Source organism: Leptospira perolatii (assembly GCF_002811875.1).
GTDB lineage: Bacteria > Spirochaetota > Leptospiria > Leptospirales > Leptospiraceae > Leptospira_B > Leptospira_B perolatii.
The window spans coordinates 149588-172933 of the sequence record NZ_NPDZ01000002.1 but is presented as its reverse complement, the minus strand read 5'-3'; the positions used below and the strand labels follow the sequence as shown (position 1 = coordinate 172933).

Below are 23346 nucleotides of genomic sequence, written 5' to 3'. Positions count from 1 at the left end.
TACACTAGGTAGGGCAAACCGAAAAAGAGAAGACTTGCGGGATCGATCCAGCTATAAGATGAATATAGAAGGACTCAAATGAACAAAGTTTCCGCCAGCCGATCCAAAGAATTAGTCGCCAACAGAAGACATATTCATAAGCACCCGGAACTAAAATACGAAGAGGTGAGCACGGCAGACTATGTAGCCAAGCATCTCAAATCTCTACATTTGGATTTCGAGTCCGGAATCGCAGAGACCGGAATTGTTTGCTTAATCGATTCCGGAAAGCCTGGCAAAACACTTTTAGTCAGAGCCGACATGGATGCACTTCCTATCGTCGAAGAAAATTCGGTAGATTACGTCTCCGTACATTCCGGAATCATGCACGCGTGTGGACATGATGCGCATACTTCCGTATTAATGGGACTCGCGAGCGAACTCAGAGAAAATCTAAAGGACATTTTACCTAAGGGAAAAATTCTTTTAGTATTTCAACCTGCAGAGGAAGGAGGCCAAGGAGCCGATCGGATGATTGAAGCGGGAATATTAGAGAAGTACAATGTATCCGCCGCAGTCGCATTGCATGTGTGGAATCATATCCCTGTGGGAAAAATCGGAGTGGTTGATGGCCCAATGATGGCCGCAGTCGATGAATTCTCAATTACGGTGAAAGGAGTTAGCGGACACGGAGCGATGCCACAACACACCGTGGACCCGATATTAGTGGGCTCTCATATCGTAACCGCACTACAAAGCATAGTTTCGAGAAATACCGATCCCTTGGACTCCTGTGTTGTTACTGTAGGAGCATTCCACTCTGGGCATGCTTTTAACGTGATCTCCGAAGTAGCAGAGCTAAAGGGCACGATTCGAACTTTTACGAAAGAAATGTATGAAAGAGTTCCTTCCTTGTTCCAAAGAATTGTTACGAACACCGCCGAATCTTTCGGAGCAAGTGTGAATATTGAGTATCAAAGGACAAACCAGCCTACTATCAACGATCCCTACATGGCTTCCCTAGTTAGGAAAGCTGCACAGAATATTTTAGGAAAAGACTGCTTAACTGAGGAACATACAAAAACAATGGGAGGCGAAGACTTTTCTGCGTTCCTAATGCGAGTTCCAGGCTGCTACTTTTTTGTAGGCTCCATGAACCCTCAAAAAGGATTCATTCACCCGCATCACAGTTCAAAATTCGATATTGATGAGGATTCATTGCCGATTGGTCTGGCAGTAATGAAAGAAGCAATACGTCTTTATCTGGAAGAGAATTAGATTAGTTGTTTCAGGACTCCAAAACAGAAATGGGCGCCGACCGAGGCCCATTCCACAGTTGTCAGTGCGATTAAAAACAGTCCTGGAGTGAATCCATATTTTTTCGCATATCTTTTTAGCGCTTCGTGATCTTCTTTCCAGATCCTATTAACAAATGAAATCGAAGTGTATCCCGCTACAGAGAGCTTAAAGTGCGGCTTGCTCCCGGAAGCCTCCTTGCTTTCAAAAATTCTGATTAAGCGCCTGATGTAATGTCTTGAGTCGCCAGATATTTGTATCCCCTCCTGCCATCTCAACAACTCTCCTTTTTGCATAGAGACATGAATCAGGATTGATTTCTCTTTATTTTTCATTTTATTTTCCTTTTGCTATCGCTTCCCTTTTATCTCAAAGAAACTCTCCGTAAAACTTTTACGACATAACCAACTCAATATTCCATTACAGAATAGTAATTTAGTATTTCATAAATAACAAATAAAAATTGCTTTGAAATAATTCAAAAATTTTTTTACAAATTTCACACAAATTTGACGGAATTATAATTCACGTAATAAAACCCATTGATTTGTCACCGGAATGGAAGTTCCAAGCAGCTCGACAGAATTCTGTAGGAGCTCCTACAATATCTCGGAGCGATAAAATGATTGCCTTCGCAGATATTTCATGAAATGGAGGACGATTGGTACCACCGCACCGGCCCCCGCCCAGGAAGGGCGGGGCCACTGAAAATCAAAAATTAGTTCGAATCCCAAACTGGAATAGGATTTGCAAAGAATTTTTCCCCGGAGTGACAGTTTTTTCCCAATTAAATTACCTATATTCCTTTTGAGAAATATATCCAAAGTAAATCAATGGATGATTTGAAAAGGTAACTCAGTGGGAAAAAGAATGATTCAAAAAACAAATTTACTCAAATTACTGATTATTACGTTAGTCGCAATCTCGATCGGCTGCAACTACATGGGCGGGTAAGGAAAGATTATGGGAGCTATCGCAAAAAATAGAATCGAAAAGGCTCAAACGATAGGAGGCTCACTCCCGGTATTTTTGCTTACCTCACTCCCGGAGACACCTAGTACGGGCTGTGCCTCTCTAGGATTAGCAGATCGAACTTCGCCTGCCAGTGGGAACGGAGGCCTGGACATGAGTTCATTTATGAATGCGTCAATCATAAATGCACATATACTTTCTTCCATAAAAGCGAACACCGATAAAAGGCTGCTCTTCAAAGAAGTTCTATAGCTGTATTGGTAGCTCTTCCTTGAAAATTCTGAACCTTGTCCGACTACCGCCTAACTAAACGCAGTTGATGGGCTGGATCAAAGAAATCCTCCGAAAGCAAAAAAGAAGCCTTTCGCTCGGAGCTTAATTGCAGATTCACTGATTCTTTCGGTAAATTTTCAAATTCTACTGCATATTCGCCAGGCTTTACACCTACGGCGTGTTGTTCTAAAAGAACCTCTCGGTTCTTGTCCAAAAGGAAAACAGAGAAAGTATCTTTGTTTTTTAGATCGCTCGATTGAAAACGCAGGATAAGATTTGGTTTGAGAAAATTTTCCGGTGAAATTCTCCATTCCCATACTTTTCCGACGAATAGATGGTTCTTATCTGGCCTAACCTTCGAAGTCATAGCGGCACCTAACTGAAACATACCGATTTCTTTTTTCCTAAACTCGGCTCCGATTCCCTGAGTCGCAGACTGACGAATCGATATGTATTGATAAGCGAAAGAAACCAAAAGGAGAAAAACTGCAAGGATAACTTTCCAACGAATTCTTGTCTCGACTCTTGCGACGAATCTTGTATTCTGTTTTGAATAAACCAAGGGAGGATAAAGTAGCAAAAACACAGCTATCCAGGCACCATCCGCGTGTTGCACCTGTTGTCCAAAAAGGAAAGGAATCGCAAGCAAGCAAATTGAGTACAGACTCTGGCGTTTCCAAACTACAAAGCAAATCAAGACAAGAAATAGAAAAGTTCCGAGTATCCCTAAATCTTGTAGTATCCCTAAATAGAATACTGGAGGAGAATCTACGAATCCATTCGGAATTTTAGTACCAAGCCTGCTTGGATCTTTTAAGGTAAACAGGAAGGAACCCCAGCCTTGTCCGATCCAAGGAGAACTCGCAAAATTCTCAATTGTGACTTTGCTCAACAAGGTCCGAACTTCATCGATTGATAAAAAAACTTTTTCTATTTCCCCTGATCCCAATAGGGAGATCCACCAGGTGAACCTGTTGACTAAGAACGAAAGAAAAGATTGCGACAAAAAGAATATAAGAACACACGCAATCAAAAGGAAAAATACTGTTCCGCCTAGAAGATAAATTGGTATGCCTATCTGAAACTTAGGAACTCCTTCAGACTTCCAGCGACCCATTTTATACAAAAAGTAAGTTCCGAAGTAGACAAAAAATAGAATCCAAATTACCCAAAATGTTTTCCCCAATTTCATTCCCAAGAATGAAACGGAAACCAAAGAAAGAGGCAATAACACGAAGAAGAAAGATACCTTCTGTATCCGAAGATTCTTTTTATTTTCCCAAAAGTTCCCCAAGATAAAAACGGTCACTAAGGGCAAAATCCAGGAAGCCGAGCCTGAATCTAAAAGCAAACCGGATACCCTGCCAGCCGAAACTGAAAGATTAGAACCGAAAGCCAGAAAATCAATACGATAAAAAAACTGGACCACCATCACGACCACATTGATAAGAAATCCGATCAGAGTTCCGTATAACAAATCCAAGGAAATTTTCTTCGAGTCAGAAGAGCATCTCTCCTCAGAAAAAAGATAGAGAATGGGAAAACCCAAATTGACTGCGAGAACGACTGGCCCTGATAAGTATTCTCTCGAAGAAACTCCCGGAAAAAAGAGAAACTCTTGGATTCCCAATCCATAAAAGATGGAGAAGCCAAAGGCTCGAAAGAATCTTTCCACTAACAAAAATAAGATGAAGATTAAGATCCAAAATGGAGCTTCTCCCCAAATCGGAACAGGAGTCTCTCCCTTCGGATTCCTCTGGGACCAAATTGCAATCAACTTGCGAGGAACAGATAATGCAACTTTCGAATCCTTCAAGGGAAGGCTAACATTTAGGATTGCGAGAAGCCATTCTCTTACCCAAATCCCGAGGATTGCACCCAAAAATAAACCCGCCAAACCGGTGTAATGTACCTGTAAGCCAGGGAAGCCAAGCCAGGAAATTCTCACCAGAGTGAGTGTGCCAAACGCGGTGAAAATTCTTCCCCATCTCCTGCCCATAATCTGGGGAACAAACGCTAAAAAAAATTGAATTAAGAACCCAGGCAAAAGGAAGTTCTTGTTGAGTGGGTAAACGAATCGATAAATTAGAAATAGAAAATAAGCCCCACCCAACAGAAATAGGGAGTCTTTCCAAGGAAGTTCTTTCAGAGCTTTTCTATTTATCACTTTGCCTAGGTAAGAATAGCGTGCAAAGACATAAGAACCGGAAAATACGAAAGGGTCAACAAGCTAATGGCTGCATTTTTTGGTTTCCCGATTTCGGTCATACGCCAAATTTTGGTTAAACTATGACTGGTTCGGTAATTCAATTTGCAGAAAGCCATATCTATCCTTCGGAGACGAAGTTTAGAGTGGTGTTTGTTAGAAGCGTGTGCTCGGTGGAAACTGAAGAGATCACGATGATTCTGCAAAAAATTCTGGATATTCAACCAAAACTGGTCGAACTCGATTTAAGCCATGTAGTCGCTATCCCTTCTCTGATTCTAAACCGAATCCTGAAATTACTCGCAGAGCTAAAAGCAAAGGGAATTCCAGTAGATATTAAGACCAGCGAAGGACTCAAGTCCGTACTGAACCGCCTAAAGATTACCCTTCAGTAGAAGAATTTTACCTACCAGATCTCTTTCCAGAAACTCATAATTCCCTAAGTACCATTAGTCCCAAAGTGATTGAAAGCAAAGCGGAGAATCCTTTAAGAAGGAGTGATATCCCGAGTGCTTTACGCATTCCTCTTCCGTAGAAGGAAAATAATCAAAGCCTCCTCCCTCGTATTTGATCCGGCAGCACCCTTTTTTAGCTTCTTGCTTTTTCTCGGTTTCCCTCGAATTTGGATTCGGCTTTTTCTCCTGGCCACCTTGAGGGACGAGAGGACCTCCTACCAAAAGAACCGCGAGGGAAAGGGTCCAAACAAATCGCTCCAAGGGAAAAAGGTTCATACTTTCTTTCTACCAGCAGCTTCTAGGGTTTCGCAAGGCAAAAATCCTCAAAACTTCGGAACCGAAAATCCTTTAGTGCTCAACCACTCTGAATTAAAAAGCCGAGATTGGTATCTTGCCCCGCTGTCGCAAAGCACGGTAACAATAGTTTTTCCTGGACCATATTTTTTAGCGAGATGAACTGCGGCACCTACGTTGATTCCAGAAGAACCACCCAGAAACAAACCTTCCCTATGCAACAAGGTATAAATCACTTCAAGACATTCGGAATCCTGTATTTGCACAGCATCGTCGAAAGGTGCTCCTTTCATATTCTCTGTGATCCGGCTATTTCCAATTCCTTCGGTAAAAGAAGAACCTTCTGCTTTTGGTTCTCCAGTTTTCACGAAACTATAAATTCCAGATCCAGTAGGATCAGCGGCAACTGAGATTACATTCGGCTTTTTTTCTTTTAAGTACAAACCAACTCCCGCAAAAGTTCCACCTGTCCCAAGCGATGTGACCCAGATATCCACAGATCCGGAGGTCTGACTCCAAATCTCAGGGCCAGTTGAATCATAGTGAGCGTGTCGGTTGGCAAGATTGTCGAATTGATTAGCCCAAACCGCATTGTCCATTTCTCTCGCGAGTCTTTCAGAAACCTTCACATAGTTATTCGGATCTTTATAAGGAACCGCCGGAACCGTCTTAACTTCCGCACCCAAAGTCCGCAATAGTTGGATCTTTTCTTCTGACTGAGTATTCGGAATCACTATTAGACATTTGTAACCTTTCGCGTTGCAAATATGAACAAGACCGATTCCAGTATTTCCAGCGGTTCCTTCTACAACTGTCCCGCCGGGCTTCAATTCCCCACTTCGCTCCGCATTTTGAATTATATATAGCGCCGCTCGGTCCTTTACGGAACCTCCTGGATTCATAAATTCAGCTTTTCCTAATATTTCACAACCAGTAAGTTCAGAAAAATAGTTCAGTCGGATCAGCGGAGTATTTCCAACCGAACCCGGAAATCCATTCTTAATATCCATAGAGCCTCCTGACAAAAAAAAGACGTTCCTACCGAAGGCAGAAACGTCCTTTCCACCGCATCGTTACTTGATCCGAAAGCGGTTCTTAATTCGAAAGTTTATTTAGGCGATGGTTACATCCTTGCTTAAATAAACATCTTGTATCGCATTTAGAAGAGCAACCCCATCTTTCATAGGTTTTTGGAAAGCTTTTCTACCGGAAATGAGTCCCATTCCCCCTGCTCTTTTATTGATCACTGCAGCTTTCACCGCATCTCCTAAGTCATTTGCTCCGGAAGGACCTCCGGAATTGATGAGACCGATTTTGCCCATATAACAATTCGCAACTTGATATCTCGCCATGTCGATCGGATGTTCAGAAGTCAACTCAGTGTACATTCTATCGTCTTTCTTACCGAACTTTAGATCTTTAAAGCCAGGAGCATTTGTCTCCGGAAGTTTTTGTTTTACGATATCAGCTTCGATCGTTGCGGCGAGGTGGTTAGCCTGACCTGTCAAATCCGTAGCTACGTGATAGTCAGTCTTGTCATTCTTGAAGGCATCGTTCCGTAAGTATGCCCATAGGATCGTGACCATCCCGAGCTCGTGAGCACGATGGAATGCTTCGGAAATTTCCTGAATCTGGCGAGAACTTTCATCAGAACCAAAATAGATTGTTGCTCCGACCGCAGCAGCTCCCATTTCGAAAGATTGCTCAACGTTTGCAAAAAGAATCTGATCGAATTTATTAGGATAACTTAATAGTTCGTTATGATTCAATTTTACGATAAATGGAATTTTGTGCGCATATTTTCTGGAAACTAATCCCAATACTCCGAGGGTAGACGCGACTGCGTTACATCCGCCTTCGATCGCCAACTTGACGATATTTTCCGGGTCAAAATAAGCTGGATTTTTTGCGAAGGAAGCACCTGCGCTATGCTCAATTCCCTGGTCTACAGGGAGTATGGAAAGATACCCTGTGCCAGAGAGTCGTCCGGAATTATAAATCGCTTGCAAGTTTCTTAATACTGCATTGTTACGATCCGATTTTGCAAAAATTTCGTCCACATAAGAAGGACCAGGGATAGTAAGAGATTCCCTTGGAATCGTTTTAGAGGTGTGGTTCAGGAGGAAATCGGCTTCAGCACCCAACGCACTCTTGATTTTATCTGACATTCCTTTAGCTACCTTAAAGATTTGAATACTTGAGGCCCAGTTTTTTTGAAAACCTCAGAATTACCATCGATTTTCAAACAGCACTTTTGACCAAGAACCCAGTAGAATGGCTCGAAACACAGAATCGGTTCAAATCTGTGCATTCGGTCAAGTCCTTGCGTTTTTCTTACAAGTTCCGAAACTCTACTTAGTCTTTACCGGAAGCCTTATAAAAAAATCGGTACCAGAGGGGAGCTTTCTTACGAAAAGTTTCCCTTGATTGGATTGTATAATCCCATAACAAACAGAGAGCCCCATACCCACTCGAGTATCGTCCGATTGTATCCTTTCGAAGGGTTGAAAAACTTTATCAGGATCGATTTCCTTAGAGAGAGAACCCGAAACCTGTATTTCCAGATTTTGATCAATGCCAGAAGAGGTGGCACTAGTCACATATTTTGCAGAAAGTCGGATTCCGTTTCCTTTTGAATCTTTTCCCATTCCTTCGGCGTAGTAGTAAAGCAGATAATATAATACTTCTTTTAACTGATTTTGCCTGAGTAAGAATTTCGGCAAAGCAATTGGAATCTCTTTTAATAAATAAAGATTCTTGGACTTGAGTAATTCGGAAATCATCCCCTCTACTCCGGAAACAATTTCATCGAAAGCAATCCAAGTGGCTTCTTCACTATCCGTACGAGAAAAAGATATCAAGTTTCGCACTATACCGGAAATTCTTTCTCCTTGTTCTATGATCACTCTCGCGTAATTTTTGATTTCCTGGTCAGCACCCTTACTACCATGAATTATATTTCCGTAATTGATAATTCCCATCAACGGATTGTTGATTTCATGAGCGATTCCAGCCGCCAATTTCTGAATCGATTCGATTCGCATTTCAGACTGGATCACTTTCTCCATTTGAGAAATGCTCTTTTCGGATACAGTAAGCAAAGACAACTCTGAGAAAGTAATAATACTACCCACGATCTTTCCCACTTCGTCGCGAATCGGAGATACCCTGAATCCGACTCGAATTTTTCTGCCGTCTTTTCGGACGAGCATGGCTGGGATATATCTTAGGTTATGCCCCAGGCTACTATTATCTTCTTCAAATTCCAGTCCTGGCTGAACTTGGATAAAAGAGAGAACCTTGTCACCAACCTGCCCAATCGATTCTGACAAGGTCCACCCGGTCAGCTCCTCAGCGGCATGATTCAAAAAAATAATTAGGCCCTCGCCATCAAGGGATACTGCGCCTTCTGATATGCTTTGTATTACGTTTTTGAATTCTTTTCCCTTTTCGTTTACAAGCCCTAATCTTTTTTGCTGTCGAAGAGCAATTTCAATCGATGACTTTAGCTGATGATTCTGAAAAGGTTTTGTTATATAAGCATAAGTTGATACAGAATCCATCGCACGAGAAAATGTCGAATCGTCCGTATAGGCAGTCATGAAAACGATCGGCACTTCTTTAATTCTCTGCAGAGATTGGGCGGTTTGGATACCGTCCATATCTCCTTCGATTGAGATATCCATGAGGACCAAGTCAGGATTGGCCTCCCTAAAAATCTCATGGGCATCTTTGGCGTTCGAGGCAACGCCGGCTACTTTATAGCCCAGATTCTGCAAGGTCTTCTGCAAATTAAAGGATAGAAGCCATTCGTCCTCTACGATCAAAATGCTAGGTTGCTCTTGAGGTAGCTCGCTCATAGGCATCCAGGAATACAACTACGGCAATTCCTGTTTGAATTAAATTTCATCTTCCGTTGATAGACTTCCACGCTAAAACGAATCCGGAAATCCTTTTTTCTACCTGATTCTTCTGTATTCTTCAATTTTCTAAAAATCTTATCAACCAAAGGCTGAATCGCTTGAGAAAGTCTTAAAAATTTCAGACTTTTGCCGAGAAATCCCTGGATTTCTCTCAAATGCTTTTGGATGCTTAGAATCCTATCCTACGTGGAAAAATCCTTGAACCCTGGATTTCCAACACATAAACTATCTCAGGTGAGGAAGATATGCAAGTAAGCGAAATTTTGGAAAAAAAGGACAGGCAAATCCTTTCTGTAGATCCAAACACTAGCGTTTGGGATGCCATTCGGTTTATGAATAAGTATGATATCGGATCGGTTATGGTTCTTTCTGGAGAAAAACTGGTGGGGATTTTTACTGAACGAGATGTACTTCATATTACCGCCAAGGATAGGGACGGCCTTTTTGATAAACCGGTTTCAGAGGTAATGTCTACTTCGTTGACTACCATGTCGCCAAACACTGAGGTAGACGAAGTCCTAAATATCATGCTGAAAAAAAGAATCCGCCACATGCCGATTTTAGACGGAGGTCATTTGGTCGGAATCGTCTCTATCGGAGACGCAGTAAAAGCAAAAATTCAAAAAACTGAAGAAGAGAACAAGAATCTCAAACAGTACATCTATAGCGAATCAGGATTTATATAAAAAGTTCAAACCTGGAGAATGAGGGGGCTCTTCAAAAACGGAAAATTTCTAACCGGAAATTTGCATGTAGGAGCTCCTACAAACTCACCTCTATAAAAAGCTTGCATTTATGGAGTTCTTGTGCTATGGACGCTTAGGTGCTTTTCCCACCACCAGCCCCCCACCCAAAGAAGGGTGGGGAGAATTCCAACCACCCCCGATCCTAAAAGCTCAAACAACTACCCGAAATCAGGTTGCCGGAATCCATCTGCCACTGAGAATGAAATCTGGATGAAATTCCTATTCCTTCTCATTCTAACATATCTGCTTTTTCGGTTCGTCCAACGGGCCTTTTTCTCACCTGCGCCAAAATCCAGGTTTAGAGTGGTTTACCCGAACTCGGAGAGAGGCCCAGGAGAAAAGGATATTTCCGATCGCGTAAGGGTCCTCGAAACCAAAAGAACCGACGAAGGATGAAATTCATGTTCCGACCAACACTTTTCTCCGTTTACATTATTTGTGCATTTCTATTCTTCAGTTGCTTGGGAATGAAAGGCGAATTTGGTTGGGCAATCATCGATGAATCCCAATTGGACTCCTTGGAAAGAAAAATGACTGATGTCCAGGAGTTTACGCTAACAAGAGAAAAATTAGTTTTTCCTAATGATCAGACCATTGTTTACCTATATAAATTTTCCAAAACACCGAGTACTAATGCGGAAACCTATGTAAGCTTGAGCAGATTTCAAGTAGGGTACAACGAAGTAGAAGTCACTCGAAAACGCCCCGATCCTTACAGTTCGAGTATCCGAGGTAGTTTTCGAAATCTTCCTGTGGGAAAATATTTGCTGAAAGTTTCTTATGATGATGTAGTAATAGACAGCGTGGAATTCAGAGTGATTTCTCATAGCGAAACAGAGGAAGACTCTGGAGAATCAGAGTTAGAGGAATCAACGCCTAAGTCTAAGTGAGAAATGTAACTTTAAGGAAGCTCGCTCGCTAAGGGGTCCCTCGGATACGGATCTCGAGGAATTCCATCTTCCTGTATCTTATTGATTCTTTCTAAGTTTCTTAGCGCGACATTTCGCTCTGCTTGAGTCCCGATCTTTAGAATTTCTTCATTCCATTTTTTGGAAGCGGGGTAATCTTTTCCATATTCAAAGAGCACCGAAACTCTTTGCATTGCTCTTGCCCCCGGAGCTGCATCCAACTTGGTCCTGATAATATCTATCTTTTCCTTTGATTCGTCTATTTCCAGATTTTTAAGTCGATACTGTGCCATGTCCTGATCATTCGTTCTCTCGAGCAAGCCTCGCTTAATTATCAGAAGTTGTTTTGTCAGTTCGGAATGCTTGGATTCTTCATTCTTTAGATTTCCTTGAAGCTTGAAATAAGAATCTATCGCTTTTAGCAAAGCTTCCCTTTCCTTCGAAAACTTCTTCTCATACCTGTGTAGCTTCGAAATCCCTACATAAGCGAGAACTTCCATTCTCTGTCTTTCTTGGGCTTCGGCAAAGGAGAGGTCGCTTACTTCCGCGGCTTCTCTTGCTCTCTCCTGTAGCCAATCGGAATAGTATAAATTACTCTTTTCTAAATTACCTATTTTGGTTTCGAAGAAGTTTCCCAGTTCGTATGCATACATCGCTTTCTTTTTAGCGTCCGACTCGGAAGAATAATATTTTTCGTAAAATTCAGCCCCTAAAACGTATTGCTTGAGTTCTGTGTGCAATGACGCGATATTCCTATAAATCGGAGCCAGCTCAGCCGGAGGTCTATTCTCCTTTTGAGCCAATACTAGGTATTTTAAAAAGAAGTCCAATGCCTTGGCCTTTTTGCCCGAAGATCTAAATTCGTTCGCAAGATCCAGCACCACCGAAGAATATTCCGAATCCAATCTGTAAGCAATTTCTAATAAAGCAGCATACGCAAAATAGTCGGTGTTTCGCTTGTAATCAAAAAGAACAAAGATTCCTTGGCCACTAACCGAGGCTTTATTTACGACTTTCAATCTCTCTTTATTATCATTTTCAGCATTTTTCACCAGTTTGGCCAAATGGTAAACAGCCTCTGCGTCCTCTCTGGATTTTTTTCGAAAATATGGAAAATAGTTTTTCTCAAAGGAGTCTTTATAAGAATTCTCTAATTCTCTTAATCGAGCCTCTTCCTGCTTTACGCCGTCCTTTGCCGCCAAAATATCCTTACGTTCGATCTTTCTTCGGTTGGCTGTTTGGTTTTCTTCAAAAATCAGCTCTTTGCCCCTTGCAGCTTCCGCTTCGAGCAAATGGACTCTATCTTTCGCAGAAGACAAGACTTCCTCCGCTTTTCTTAATTGCTTCCTAAGTTCTCCGTGCTGTTTAGCTCCAGAAATTTCTCCAGAATCTGAAAGCTCCCTTAACCTTTCCTCTTTAGAAAAAGAATCCTCCGTATGAGAAAAATCCCTGTATCGGAGTGCGGTGATCGCCTCTTCTAAAGCTCGAGTATTTTGCTTTTTCTTTAAGTATTCTTTTCCGAGCAAGGAATGAAGCTCAAACAGAATCGGAGAATCTCTTAAGATTCCAGATTCGGTAATACGACCCAGCATTTTCAGAATCAATAATCGCAGTGTATTTCGATCGGTTTTTTCGGTGAAAATCCTTCCGAGTCTTTTTTCTTCTTCCGTCCTTTTTGGATCCACAAACTGCGCGTAATAGGGATCCAGATAAGCGCGGATCGCAGTGATACCATCTAGTTCTGTTCCGGATTTTTCGCTCTCCAGAATGCTCTGCTTTATTTTAGCAACTTCCGAAGGAGGAATCGCTTCATGAGGAAGCTTGTAGATTCCTGCAGGATCCAGTCTTGCATCCTGTTCTTCGGAATAAATTGAAACATTCAAAAAACAGAATATTAGGAAAGCGCCCAATAAGAGGCGGGGTTTTTTCATCTGGAAGCAGTACCTAACTCCGCGAGTTCTTCCGAATTTAGAATTTTTTCTATATCAATTAATATGATGAATCTATCTTCCTTTTTACCAACTCCAGTGATGTATCTGGAAGAAATTCCTTTTAAGGTAGGCGGAGGCGGATTGATCGTTTCGGGAGGAAACAATGCTACGTTTGCGACCTTATCCACCACGATCCCAACCGATTCTTCTCCGATTTTGACTACAATGGCGCGATCGTGAACCAGTTTTGCTTCTCTTGGAATTCGTAGCTTTACCGCAAGATCTACCATCTTGACTACTTTTCCCCGAATATCCATGATTCCGGCAAAGTACTCTTTTGATTTAGGAACCTTAACTAGGTTCTGGATCTTGATGATTTCATCTACAAGTGTGATCGGAAGAGCGTATTCTTCGTCTCCCAAAGCGAAAAGGATGTACTGGTGTTCTATTTCTTCTGCCATTTTCCCTCCTTCAGAACTTGGTGAATCCGTAATAGTAAAAGTAAGACCCTAGACCAAGAAAAACCAATGTTTTAGAAAGCAATGGATCGCGACCCCTGAGTATCCAGTCCAAACCTCCAAAAAGCAATCCGAAAACGGCCAACGCAAATCCGAGTAAATAAAAATCAAAATAGGCGTACCAAATTCCGAACGCGGAAATTGTTCCGATGCAAAGATCTTGAAAATCTCCCCAAATCCTTTTTCGAATTCTAGGCCAGAGAGGCTCCTTTTCTTTTCTGGTAAAGAGACGATCCCAAATTCTAAATCCGCCTCTCGAACCGAATACATGATCATATCTTGTGGAAAATTCCCAGGGCTCTCTTTCTTTTCTGGAAGGACCTCCTAAAGGTTCTGGAGATACTCCGTACGCGCCACCGAGTATCTGGAGCGCATCCTTGTCTGGGAGAGAAGATAATAAATCTCTAAAGGGTGCGATTCTGGAATATAAAGGATAGGATCTTCCATTCGTCAGATCGGTTTCTTTGAGAATGGATCCGTCTCTTACAGTCGCCACATAGATCCTTCCATTTTCGCCGGCGACTTCTAGGGTGAGCCTAATCTTTCTATCATGATAATGAAAGTCAGCTTGTAGGATATCCCCATCCGGGGTTTTTGCTTGGTAGGATTTGGTATATCCTTTTGCCGCAGGAACTTCTGGTTTCCACCAACGGCGAAGTACGGAATAATCTTGATACGAGGCCATACATCCTCCCTATCGGAGGATTTTTCACTTTGCTTGAGGTCGGTTATTGGCCGTTTTGGGAGGAATACTTGATTGGCTTTAAGTGCAGTCTTTAGAGTCGGGCCCTGATCTTTGGATCGGATGCGGCAAACCCGACTCGGGAAGGTCGGTTGTCTACCGACCTATTTGCCTTTCTTCTTGTGCCGATTGAGTCTTCTCTTTTTCTTCCTTTTGTGAGTCGCAATTTTTCTGCGCTTTCTTTTTTTACCGGAAGGCATTCGGTTCTCCTATAATTTCCTTCCCTGTCAGGAAATTATTCGGTGTACTTTTGTAAACTCTTATTTTTGCGGATCTCCGCTACTAGATTCTTGATATCTGATACGCCTTCCTTAGAGGCGATAAAGAGCACGTCGTCCTCTTCTACTACGATCAAATCCTTTACTCCAAGTAGTGCAGTGAATTCTTTTCTAGTTTGCGTAATATTGTCAGATGAATGAAAGTACAAAATCTCTTTTCCCATATGACGATTCCCTTTTGAATCGCCTGGCATTACTCTCTCGAGAGAAAGCCAAGAGCCCACATCATCCCATCCGAAGCTAGCTTCTACCATTCTGATCCTGGAACTTTTTTCCATGATCGCAATATCAATCGGTTCGGAGGATAAAAGTTTGAAAGCCTCGTTTAACTCACCTGCTTTCTTAAATGGAAAACGATCCGCCAAAGGCTTTAAGATTTTAGGCGAATGAGATTGAAACTCTTCCAGAATCAGGGAAGTTCTCCAGAGAAAGATTCCGGGATTCCAATAAAAGTTTGATTTCTTAATATACTTACGAGCGGTCTTGCTATCCGGCTTTTCAAAGAATGATTTTACTTCGAATCCACTCTTCGTCGCCTTTCCCGCAGCAATGTATCCATATCCAACTTCTGGTCGAGAAGGCTTGATTCCCAAAAGAACCAAATGCTCCTTTGTCTCGGCCAATGCTTTTTGAATCGTCTTTGTGAATTCCTTTTCAGGATTGATCCAAGCATCCGCAGAAAGAACTACTTGAACCGGGTCACCGAACTTTTCTTTAAAATAAAGAGAAGCCAAAGCAATGATCGGAGCGGTATTCTTTCCTTCCGGTTCGATGATAAAATTCTTTTCCGGAAAATGCTTCTCTTGCTCTAAGATCGCTTTCTTAAGAGTCGCATTTGTTCCTATGAAGATCCGATCGAGGGTAGTGATCGTTAATGCCCGATTTAAGGTTTCTTTTAATAAGGTATTCTTTGAATAAACTTTCTGTAATTGTTTCGGAGTGGAAATTCTGGATCTAGGCCAGAAGCGCTCCCCTTTTCCTCCGGCCATGATGAGTACGACTGGTTTCTCTTGGTTCATTTACTCGACTTCTTTCGATTTCTTGGTCGATTGATTTTTCTTCCTAAATGCCATAGGGTTCCCTAAAATGGACTCCATTGGCAAAAGGATTACTTCGACCTTATCACTCAAGCTCTCGTACAAGACAAACTCTTTCATGTCAGGATTCTTTTTTAAATAGTCTTTGTAAGCTTCCCAACGCTTTTGTGCGACCCTTAGTTTTCCTTCTTCTTCGAGTTGAAAGAACTCGGCCTTTTTGAGTGCTTCGATTCTCTCCAATTTTTTGGTCAGAATAAAGTTCGGATTCCGGAGGATATTTGAGATCACGATCGGATCCGGTGTCTGCAGCTTGATGATTCTCACAGACTCGATTTTTAGCCAAGGATTCTCCGTCAGAATCTGAGGACCTGCTTCGTTTCGGAAGTAATTCGAAATTCGATCCTGGGTAATGTTTAAGTCTTTTACATCTTCAATTCTAGATCTCAGTGCCGACAGAAAAATTCCGGCTAGATACTTGCTCCTGGATTTCCCCCCAGTGGCAGAGTACCATCTCTTTGCGCCTTCCCCTTCCAAAGAGAATACTACTTCCATTTTTCCGAGTAAAAGACCCTCTTCCGAGCCTTCCGGAAATAGGCCAGAAGCAAGATCATACTTTACTTCAATTTCTTCGGAGAGAGAACTGAGCTCCTCTTTTCGAACGGACCTTTCCCAGAATAAAAAAACCCCGGGCTCGTATGCGATCCCCGGCCCTCGAATAAAGGTGACCAATCTAGAGTCTTGGTCCCAAGATACTAAGACTTGTCCATCCCCTAGGATGTATGCAGGAAAAATGGCGGCAAATACCAGAACAACTAAGGCAAGTGCAAACAATGCCTTTCCGAATTTACGGAACATTTAGGCTTGCGGTGCTTCCTTTGCTGCTTCCTCGTTATAGAGCTTGATTACTTTTGAAGGAATGATCGTAGAAATAGCATGTTTGTACACTAAGCTCTGTCTATTTTCCTGTTCTAGGATAATCGTAAAATTGTCAAAACTGATGACTTTCCCTTTGAGAGGTACTCCGTTCAAAAGGTAAATCGTAAGCTCCATCTTTTCCTTTCTAGCGGTGTTGAGTAGCTGGTCCTGTATATTGTTTTTAGCTGACATAGATTTTATCCGTTTCTATATTTTCTGTATCTGTTCGTACGCAGCCTTCGGGTCGACCGGAGCAAGGAATGGTTGGTTCCTAAACCAGGCAATCTGTCGTTTGGCGTAATTCCTATGGGATTGGCTCAAATTCCCCAAGAATGACTCAAGATTTGACATTCCTTTAATATTTTCAAGCGCGAAATTGTAGCCAAGAGAATGTAGTCCGGGGCAGTCTTCTCCATACTTTTCCGCGACTTTTTTAGCTTCTTCTGCCATTCCCATTTCTATCATTTGCTTAGCTCTTTCGTTAATTCTACGATACAATTCGGTCCTTTCCAAATTCAGATAGAACCCGAGTGCAATTGTAAGATCATACTTTTGCAAAATTCCATCCTTGGGATCTGCTTTGAGTTCCGACCAGCGAACACCCATTAGATTCACTTCTAAAGCTCTGCCATATCTATAGTTATCATTCTTGAAAATTCGGACGAGTGCTTTAGGATCTAATTCTTGCAAACGAAGGATTCTTTCCTCCATAGATAGATTCTCTACAGTCTTCTTGACCTCAGGATCAATTTTGGGAACCGGAAACATTCCGAATAAAAAAGCGTTCAAATAAAATCCGGTTCCCGCACTCAAAACCGGGATCTTTCCGATCGAAAGAACCTTTTGCAGAGAGATCTCTGCCATTTCTAAATATTTACCTGCGTGTATCTCTTCGGAGGGAGAAATCAACCCGACTAAATGATGAGTGATTCTTTTTTGCTCTTCTTCGGTAGGTGCCGCCGTACCGATCGGTAATTCCTGATAGATTTGCCTGGAATCGAAAGATAGGATTTCGAAGCGGGAAGGATCTAGTTCCTGGAAAAGTTTAGTCTTTCCCGCTCCTGTGGGTGCTGTGACGAGGAGTATCGGTCGGCTAATTATCCTCCTCCTCTTCCTCTTCTTCTTCGTCCTCCAGAGGTTCTTCTACAATGCCTTCTTCTTCCTCGAAGCCTACTTCAGTATCTTCATCGGCGATTGTATCTTCCAGAAACTCTTCCTCCTCTTCGACCCTTTGTCGAGCCGCGGCTCTAGAGCGAGTGACTGGTCTCTTATTTTGGTCTGCACCGCATTTTGGACAGACCTTCTCCTCTTTGTTCAAATCATAAAACTTAGTTCCGCAAGTGTGACAGGTAAACTTTTTACCTAAAGGACTTGCGCCTGATTTACCAGATGCCGAGCTTTTCTTAGAAGGAGATTTTACAGAAGCCTTCTTCGGTGCCGACACTTTCTTTTTGGGAGCCGGTTTCTTGGCAGGGGCCTTTTTCTTAGGAACGCTTTTTTTCTTGGCCGTTTTCTTCGGGGTTGCCATTGGAATTGACCATCGTGGAACAGGTACTATCGTATTCAAGCAGAAAAACCGCAAGTATTTCTAGTTTCCTTTAAGCGTTCTGGTACAAAAAATGTATTCCGAAAAGAGAAACTTACATGGTCCACCTTAGCGTAAATGTGAACAAAGTAGCCACCCTGAGAAATTCCAGGGGGGGAAATCATCCGGATTTGGTGCATATTTCCAGATTAGTATTGGATGCCGGAGCTCACGGAATCACCGTGCATCCGAGAGAAGACGAAAGGCATATTAAGAGAAGCGACGTATTTGCCCTGAAAAAATTCATCCAGGAGTATAACGCAAAAACCGGGAGAAAAATTGAGTACAATATGGAAGGAGAACCTTCCCAAAGATTTTTGGATCTAGTCTTAGAGGCCAAACCCGACCAAGCCACCCTGGTTCCAGTGACTCCTGGAGAAATCACCTCCGACCACGGTTTCAACCTTTCTAAAGATTCCGCAGGACTTATCCCAATATTACAAACTTTGAAATCTGCAGGAATCCGTACATCCATCTTCATGGAGACCGAGCTCAAGAATCTTGAGTTAGTTCAAAACACCGGGGCAGATAGAGTGGAGTTTTATACCGGTCCGTATGCTCACGCATTCGATCAATCCACTGACCAAGGAAAAATCAGTTTCCTCTCTTTCAAGAAAGCCGCAGAGGCACTTTTGTCTACCGGAGTCGGAATCAACGCAGGTCATGATCTAGACCATTTCAACTTGCCATTATTTAGCCAACTACCTGGATTGCAGGAAGTTTCGATCGGACACAGACTCATGTCCTACGCTTTAGAAATCGGAATCAGTTCTGCGGTGTCGGAGTATCTGAAAGCTCTTTCGCAAGCACCTTGATCGATGCAAAATGGCTGTCTTCGGATAGCAATAAATATGCAGCTTTTCTTAAATTGGTGGCCAGATGTTTAGAGGAGTTGCTTTCCCTAGAGATCGCCTCTAATCCGGACTTAAAACTCAGAATATGAATTTTTGCGGAATTCAGATCTTTTGCTTTCGAGGCCTTTCGTACTTCCTCCCAGGCATGCGTAAGTTTATTGTTAGACGGTTTTTCCACTTTGCGACCGAATTCTCCGCTCAGATCCCAGACGGATTGATACGGATGTTTCTTTTCCAGAGATTTATAATATTCTTTCGAATACTTTACGGAATTCACTTTTGCGATTTTTAGCAGCGATTTATCGATCTCACAATCCGCAAAGACCCCTTTCGACAAAGTTTCTTTGGTAATTTCTCCGGATTCTACTAAGATTTTCAAGGATGCATTTGCCTTTTCTAGATCCTTGGACTTACACGCTTCGATCGCGATTCTGTACAGTCTTTCACTCTCCTCTTCCTGGAGTTGAGCCGAATTTGCCTCTTTATTTCTTAAAGAAATCTGGAAATAAAGCTCCGAATAAAGCGGGTCCCTAGGATCGCCAGTCCGGGCTCTCAGAGCGTATTCTTGTGCAGAAGGAATATCGTCTAGGGCAAGATACAAGATCGCCAGGTTATAGCAGGACAAACCTCTGTTGGGTCTAAGAGATCGACAGGAAGATTTGAGAAGAGCCAGAGCCGAGCTCCTTTCCTCTTCGGATCCATAAAAATCTAGGATTGCCTGCTCTTGGATCAATTCTATCCCGAATCTTCCTCCCCCTGGAACAGAACCACTGGAACAACCCAACAGATAGACAGCCGGAACAAAGGAAAGAAAGGAGAAGCACAAACAAGTGAATAAGTGGGAGATCCGATCCGAATTTAACATCTGACATCCTTTCGGCGAGCTTTCGTGAAATTGCTTAGGGGGAATGGATTGACAGAGCTTGTTCCGAGTGGAAAATGATCGAAAATCCACCGTCCGGTAAGAGGAACCGATTTGAAAAGCCTGAGACCATTTTCTATTCCATTCATCTCCGTTCTACTATGCGCGAGTATCTTTTTTTGCGAGCCTTCCTCTGGAAATTCCAAGACGACTGCAGATTTCACTCTCAAGGATTTTGACAGTGTAGTCAAGACCGTTGATAGGAACTACATCGACAAAAACATAGATAGAAACCGTGCCTATAAAGATGCCGCAATTTTTGCACTGATCTCACTCCCACACGCGCTCTACATATATCCTGAAAGTTATTTCAAAGATAGAGAAAAATACGAAGAAGCGGACGATATTTTCCCAGGAAAAAATTTCAAACTTTCCACGGATGATAAATTTGTCCTCTTCGATCCTGATTATAAAGAAGTAGAAAAAATCAGAGATAAGAAACTGAAAGAGGAAGCAAACCGGCCCAAACTCACGGGTCAGGAAGTCCTCAAGCTAGTAGAAAGGGAAAAAGTTCGTAAAACCGTGCTCTCCGCCAAATGGGAACAGACCGGATTTTCCAAAAAGGACTTTGACCGAATCCTAGTTTATATCGAAAAAAACCTCCAAAATTACAGCACTCCTCCACTTAAAGATCCTTTTGCAGAAGAAGATCCCAAAGATAGAGAACCTTTTTCGATCAAAGATGTATATTTGGCCGCAGCCAACGGGTATCTTTCTTCTTTAGATCCACACAGCCAAGTTTTCCTGAAAGCTGCCTGGGAAGAATCCATGTCCAAAATCCAGGACGGTAGCTTTGAAGGAATTGGCGCGATTTTAAGCGGTGGAGGAAATAAGGAAGTAATCGTAGAAAATCCTTTAGAAGGGCGTCCAGCGGTAAATGCGGGAGTCCGGGCCGGAGACGTGATCCTTGCTGTAGACGGAAAATCGGTCAAAGGAATGATTCTCGACAAAGTCGTGGAGAAAATCAAAGGCAAGAAAGGCTCAAAAGTTTCCCTGACCATTCGCAGAAAAGGTGTATCAGGAACATTGAATATAGACGTGGTCCGGGATACAATCGAGATCAAAAATATTTCTAGCAAACTGATCGATGGTCATGAGCATATCGGCTATATCAAGCTTACTGGATTCGTAAAATCCGAAAACGATCCGCCGGTAGAAAGAGAATTCGTACAACAATTCAGAGAACTCGAAAAACAGTCTCAAGCAAAAGGAACCAAACTAAAAGCTTTGGTTCTAGATCTTAGAAACAACCCGGGCGGTTATTTGGACTTGGCAATCGACTTGGCGGATATGTTCATTACGAACGGTTTGATCGTCTCGGTCAAGAGCCCGAATCGAAGCCCAGAAGATTCTAATGCGAGAGACAAGGATCTGACCGACTTGCCTGTCGCAATCCTAATCAATGCAAAATCTGCTTCGGCTTCCGAAATCGTAGCATCTGCTTTAAAACACCACGGAAGAGGATTGATACTCGGAGAGCGTTCCTTTGGAAAGGCAACCGTACAAAAGTTGATGCCACTTCCTGGAAACGATGCTTACTTTATAAAACTGACTCAATCTAGATACTACGCTCCTTCCGGAAACACGATCCAAGTTGTTGGAGTGCAACCAGATGTGGACATCTCTGGAGAAGAGGATGGAAGTTTTCCGTTCCACTATCGTGAGGAAAACATGTGGAATCACCTTCCGGAAGTTCCGACTGCTGCAGAAGAAAAAAGTCATTTTGATGTAAAACGTCTTTCTACCTGGGTAAAATCAAACGGACAAGCCGAGAAGTTCATCCAAGATCATAAGAACGATCCGATCAAACCGGATTTTCAATTGATTCGGTCCATCGATTATGTGGAAGCGTTGATTCAAACCGGCGCCAAACGGAAGTAAGTAACTAATCACAGTAGAACTCGATGCCTAAAATGAGAACTGACTTCCTAGTGATAGGAAGTGGTATCACTGGACTTTTCCAAGCTCTTAAGCTTTCTCCTTATGGGGAAGTGATCATAGTGACGAAAAAATCGGACTATGAGTCTAACACCAATTATGCCCAAGGCGGAATCGCATCCGTATTCGCGCAGGGAGATAAGTTTGAGGACCATGTGAATGATACTCTCGAATCCGGGGCCGGGCTATGCGATCCGGAAGCTGTCAGAGTACTCGTTCAGGAAGGCCCTCCTCTTGTAAAAGAACTTCTGGAATTAGGAGTTCCTTTCAATCTAGATCCAAAGGGCGAATTCGACTTACACCGAGAAGGCGGTCACGGAACCAGCCGGATCGTTCACGCACACGATCGTACTGGCAGGGAAATCGAAAAGACCTTGCTAGAAATCGTCAAAAGCAATCAGAATATTCGAATATTAGAATTTCATACAGTAGTCGATATTATCACCCCGCACCACTTAAAACGAAAGGGATTGACCTGTTTCGGTGCGTATGTACTGAGCAATCATAGCGATGAAGTTTTTCCTATCCTTGCCAAAAAGACAATCCTTGCGAGCGGTGGCGCTGGACAAGTGTATTCGCATACAACGAATCCCAAAATAGCCACTGGAGACGGAGTTGCATCGGCTTATCGCGCAGGTGCTTATATTAAGAATATGGAATTTTACCAATTCCATCCTACTTCTCTGTATCACGATGGAGGAGATTCTTTTCTAATCTCGGAAGCGGTTCGTGGAAAGGGAGGAATCCTTCTGACCATGGACGGAGAGCCGTTCATGAAGAAATACCATCCGATGGCAGATCTAGCGACCAGAGACATCGTCGCAAGAGCCATCGACGCTGAGATGAAGAAAACTGGACAGCCACATGTATGGCTGGACATTTCTCACAGACCAGCCTCCGAAATTCGAGAATCGTTCCCTTCTATTTATGAAAGATGCATGGAACTAGGAATTGATATCACTACTCAGCCTATTCCTGTGGTTCCAGCGGCTCACTTCATGTGCGGAGGAGTCGGGACGGACTTGCAGGGCAGAACTAACATAGAGCATCTCTATGCAGCAGGAGAAGTAGCGTGCACCGGAGTACACGGTGGAAACAGATTAGCTTCCAATAGTTTGCTCGAATGTTTAGTTTTTTCTAATAGAATTGCACAAGACGTCGCTAAAAATGAACCCAGCTTTACGCAGGATCACGATCTGATTCCTGCCTGGGACAAAGAAGGGTTGGTAAATACTGAAGAGTGGGTTTTGATCTCCCACGATTTGACAGAAATCAAAAACACCATGTCCAATTACGTCGGAATCGTCAGATCTGATCTTAGATTAGAGAGAGCAAAACGAAGAATGGATTTGATTTTCGACGAAGTCCGGGATTATTATAACCGAACCATTATTACGAATCCTTTAATTGAACTTCGTAACCTTGTTTTAGTTGCAGAACTGATCATCCGCTCGGCGCTTACCAGAAAGGAAAGCAGGGGATTGCACTACACGACTGATTATCCGGAGAACCGCCAGCCTTCCAGACACGATACGATTCTGAAGAACGATAAGGTGCTAGTGAATTAAAGTCCC

Annotated in this window: 23 protein-coding genes; 8 read left to right on the top strand and 15 right to left on the bottom strand. The window is 42.7% G+C overall.

What is annotated here, in order from left to right; translation table 11 throughout:
- Positions 1–78: 78 nt before the first annotated feature.
- Entirely contained in the window at positions 79–1257 is a 1179-nt protein-coding gene (locus CH373_RS04695) for a M20 metallopeptidase family protein (protein ID WP_100715279.1), read from the top strand.
- Here the strand turns inward: CH373_RS04695 and CH373_RS04690 are convergent.
- The gene (locus tag CH373_RS04690) at positions 1254–1610 is read right to left on the bottom strand and encodes a hypothetical protein (RefSeq protein ID WP_100715280.1); all 357 of its coding nucleotides are present in this window, start codon (positions 1608–1610) and stop codon (positions 1254–1256) included. The genes CH373_RS04695 and CH373_RS04690 overlap by 4 nt on opposite strands.
- Before the next feature lie 628 nt (positions 1611–2238).
- Here CH373_RS04690 and CH373_RS04685 point away from each other — a divergent pair.
- Positions 2239–2499, top strand: a complete 261-nt coding sequence (locus CH373_RS04685; protein WP_100715281.1) for a hypothetical protein — start codon at positions 2239–2241, stop codon at positions 2497–2499.
- A gap of 43 nt (positions 2500–2542) precedes the next feature.
- Here CH373_RS04685 and CH373_RS04680 read toward each other — a convergent pair whose 3' ends face one another.
- A complete protein-coding gene (locus tag CH373_RS04680) occupies positions 2543–4687 on the bottom strand; it encodes a hypothetical protein (RefSeq protein WP_100715282.1) in 2145 nt (714 codons plus the stop codon).
- A gap of 122 nt (positions 4688–4809) precedes the next feature.
- On the opposite strand from CH373_RS04680, the gene CH373_RS04675 reads away from it, so the two are divergent.
- Positions 4810–5121 (top strand): hypothetical protein, encoded by a 312-nt coding sequence (locus tag CH373_RS04675; RefSeq protein WP_100715283.1) that lies wholly within the window; start codon positions 4810–4812, stop codon positions 5119–5121.
- 54 nt (positions 5122–5175) lie between these two features.
- On the opposite strand, the gene CH373_RS04670 is transcribed toward CH373_RS04675, so the two are convergent.
- The 4 genes from CH373_RS04670 to CH373_RS04655 all read right to left on the bottom strand — a co-directional run bounded on the left by CH373_RS04670 (position 5176) and on the right by CH373_RS04655 (position 9335).
- Complete coding sequence (locus CH373_RS04670; RefSeq protein ID WP_243393259.1) at positions 5176–5457, bottom strand: LIC_11321 family protein; 282 nt, start codon at positions 5455–5457, stop codon at positions 5176–5178.
- Between the two features lie 47 nt (positions 5458–5504).
- Positions 5505–6485: a cysteine synthase A gene (locus CH373_RS04665; RefSeq protein ID WP_100715284.1), complete on the bottom strand. Its 981-nt coding sequence runs from the start codon at positions 6483–6485 to the stop codon at positions 5505–5507.
- Positions 6486–6587: 102 nt separating this feature from the next.
- The gene (locus tag CH373_RS04660) at positions 6588–7643 is read right to left on the bottom strand and encodes a class I fructose-bisphosphate aldolase (RefSeq protein ID WP_100715285.1); all 1056 of its coding nucleotides are present in this window, start codon (positions 7641–7643) and stop codon (positions 6588–6590) included.
- A gap of 183 nt (positions 7644–7826) precedes the next feature.
- Positions 7827–9335: an ATP-binding response regulator gene (locus tag CH373_RS04655; protein WP_100734071.1), complete on the bottom strand. Its 1509-nt coding sequence runs from the start codon at positions 9333–9335 to the stop codon at positions 7827–7829.
- Between the two features lie 308 nt (positions 9336–9643).
- Here CH373_RS04655 and CH373_RS04645 point away from each other — a divergent pair, with 308 nt between their 5' ends.
- Together CH373_RS04645 and CH373_RS04635 are read left to right on the top strand one after the other, a co-directional pair.
- Positions 9644–10084, top strand: a complete 441-nt coding sequence (locus tag CH373_RS04645; RefSeq protein WP_100734070.1) for a CBS domain-containing protein — start codon at positions 9644–9646, stop codon at positions 10082–10084.
- A gap of 461 nt (positions 10085–10545) precedes the next feature.
- Positions 10546–11034: an LIC_12238 family plasminogen-binding lipoprotein gene (locus tag CH373_RS04635; RefSeq protein WP_100715534.1), complete on the top strand. Its 489-nt coding sequence runs from the start codon at positions 10546–10548 to the stop codon at positions 11032–11034.
- A gap of 11 nt (positions 11035–11045) precedes the next feature.
- Here the strand turns inward: CH373_RS04635 and CH373_RS04630 are convergent, their stop codons facing one another.
- From CH373_RS04630 to CH373_RS04595, 8 genes are all read right to left on the bottom strand, one after another.
- Positions 11046–12983, bottom strand: coding sequence for a hypothetical protein (locus CH373_RS04630; protein WP_100715532.1), 1938 nt, complete (start codon positions 12981–12983; stop codon positions 11046–11048).
- On the bottom strand, positions 12980–13444 hold the full coding sequence (locus CH373_RS04625; RefSeq protein WP_100715531.1) for a chemotaxis protein CheW: 465 nt from the start codon (positions 13442–13444) through the stop codon (positions 12980–12982). The genes CH373_RS04630 and CH373_RS04625 overlap by 4 nt, the downstream gene beginning before the upstream one ends.
- A 10-nt stretch (positions 13445–13454) precedes the next feature.
- The gene (locus CH373_RS04620) at positions 13455–14186 is read right to left on the bottom strand and encodes a hypothetical protein (RefSeq protein WP_100715530.1); all 732 of its coding nucleotides are present in this window, start codon (positions 14184–14186) and stop codon (positions 13455–13457) included.
- A gap of 292 nt (positions 14187–14478) precedes the next feature.
- Positions 14479–15540: a mannose-1-phosphate guanylyltransferase gene (locus tag CH373_RS04615; RefSeq protein ID WP_100715529.1), complete on the bottom strand. Its 1062-nt coding sequence runs from the start codon at positions 15538–15540 to the stop codon at positions 14479–14481.
- Complete coding sequence (locus CH373_RS04610; protein ID WP_100715528.1) at positions 15541–16413, bottom strand: hypothetical protein; 873 nt, start codon at positions 16411–16413, stop codon at positions 15541–15543.
- Positions 16414–16665, bottom strand: coding sequence for an RNA chaperone Hfq (hfq, locus tag CH373_RS04605; RefSeq protein ID WP_100715527.1), 252 nt, complete (start codon positions 16663–16665; stop codon positions 16414–16416).
- A gap of 15 nt (positions 16666–16680) precedes the next feature.
- Positions 16681–17571: a tRNA (adenosine(37)-N6)-dimethylallyltransferase MiaA gene (gene miaA, locus CH373_RS04600; protein WP_100715526.1), complete on the bottom strand. Its 891-nt coding sequence runs from the start codon at positions 17569–17571 to the stop codon at positions 16681–16683.
- Complete coding sequence (locus CH373_RS04595; protein ID WP_100715525.1) at positions 17567–18001, bottom strand: TIGR02300 family protein; 435 nt, start codon at positions 17999–18001, stop codon at positions 17567–17569. Before CH373_RS04595 ends, miaA begins: the two co-directional genes overlap by 5 nt.
- A 116-nt stretch (positions 18002–18117) precedes the next feature.
- On the opposite strand from CH373_RS04595, the gene CH373_RS04590 reads away from it, so the two are divergent.
- Positions 18118–18873: a pyridoxine 5'-phosphate synthase gene (locus tag CH373_RS04590; RefSeq protein ID WP_100715524.1), complete on the top strand. Its 756-nt coding sequence runs from the start codon at positions 18118–18120 to the stop codon at positions 18871–18873.
- On the opposite strand, the gene CH373_RS04585 is transcribed toward CH373_RS04590, so the two are convergent.
- Entirely contained in the window at positions 18824–19777 is a 954-nt protein-coding gene (locus tag CH373_RS04585; RefSeq protein WP_243393258.1) for a hypothetical protein, read from the bottom strand. The genes CH373_RS04590 and CH373_RS04585 overlap by 50 nt on opposite strands.
- Positions 19778–19888: 111 nt before the next feature.
- On the opposite strand from CH373_RS04585, the gene CH373_RS04580 reads away from it, so the two are divergent.
- The gene (locus tag CH373_RS04580; RefSeq protein ID WP_100734068.1) at positions 19889–21715 is read left to right on the top strand and encodes a S41 family peptidase; all 1827 of its coding nucleotides are present in this window, start codon (positions 19889–19891) and stop codon (positions 21713–21715) included.
- 23 nt (positions 21716–21738) lie between these two features.
- Positions 21739–23340 (top strand): L-aspartate oxidase, encoded by a 1602-nt coding sequence (nadB, locus tag CH373_RS04575; RefSeq protein WP_100715508.1) that lies wholly within the window; start codon positions 21739–21741, stop codon positions 23338–23340.
- The last annotated feature ends 6 nt before the right edge of the window (positions 23341–23346 follow it).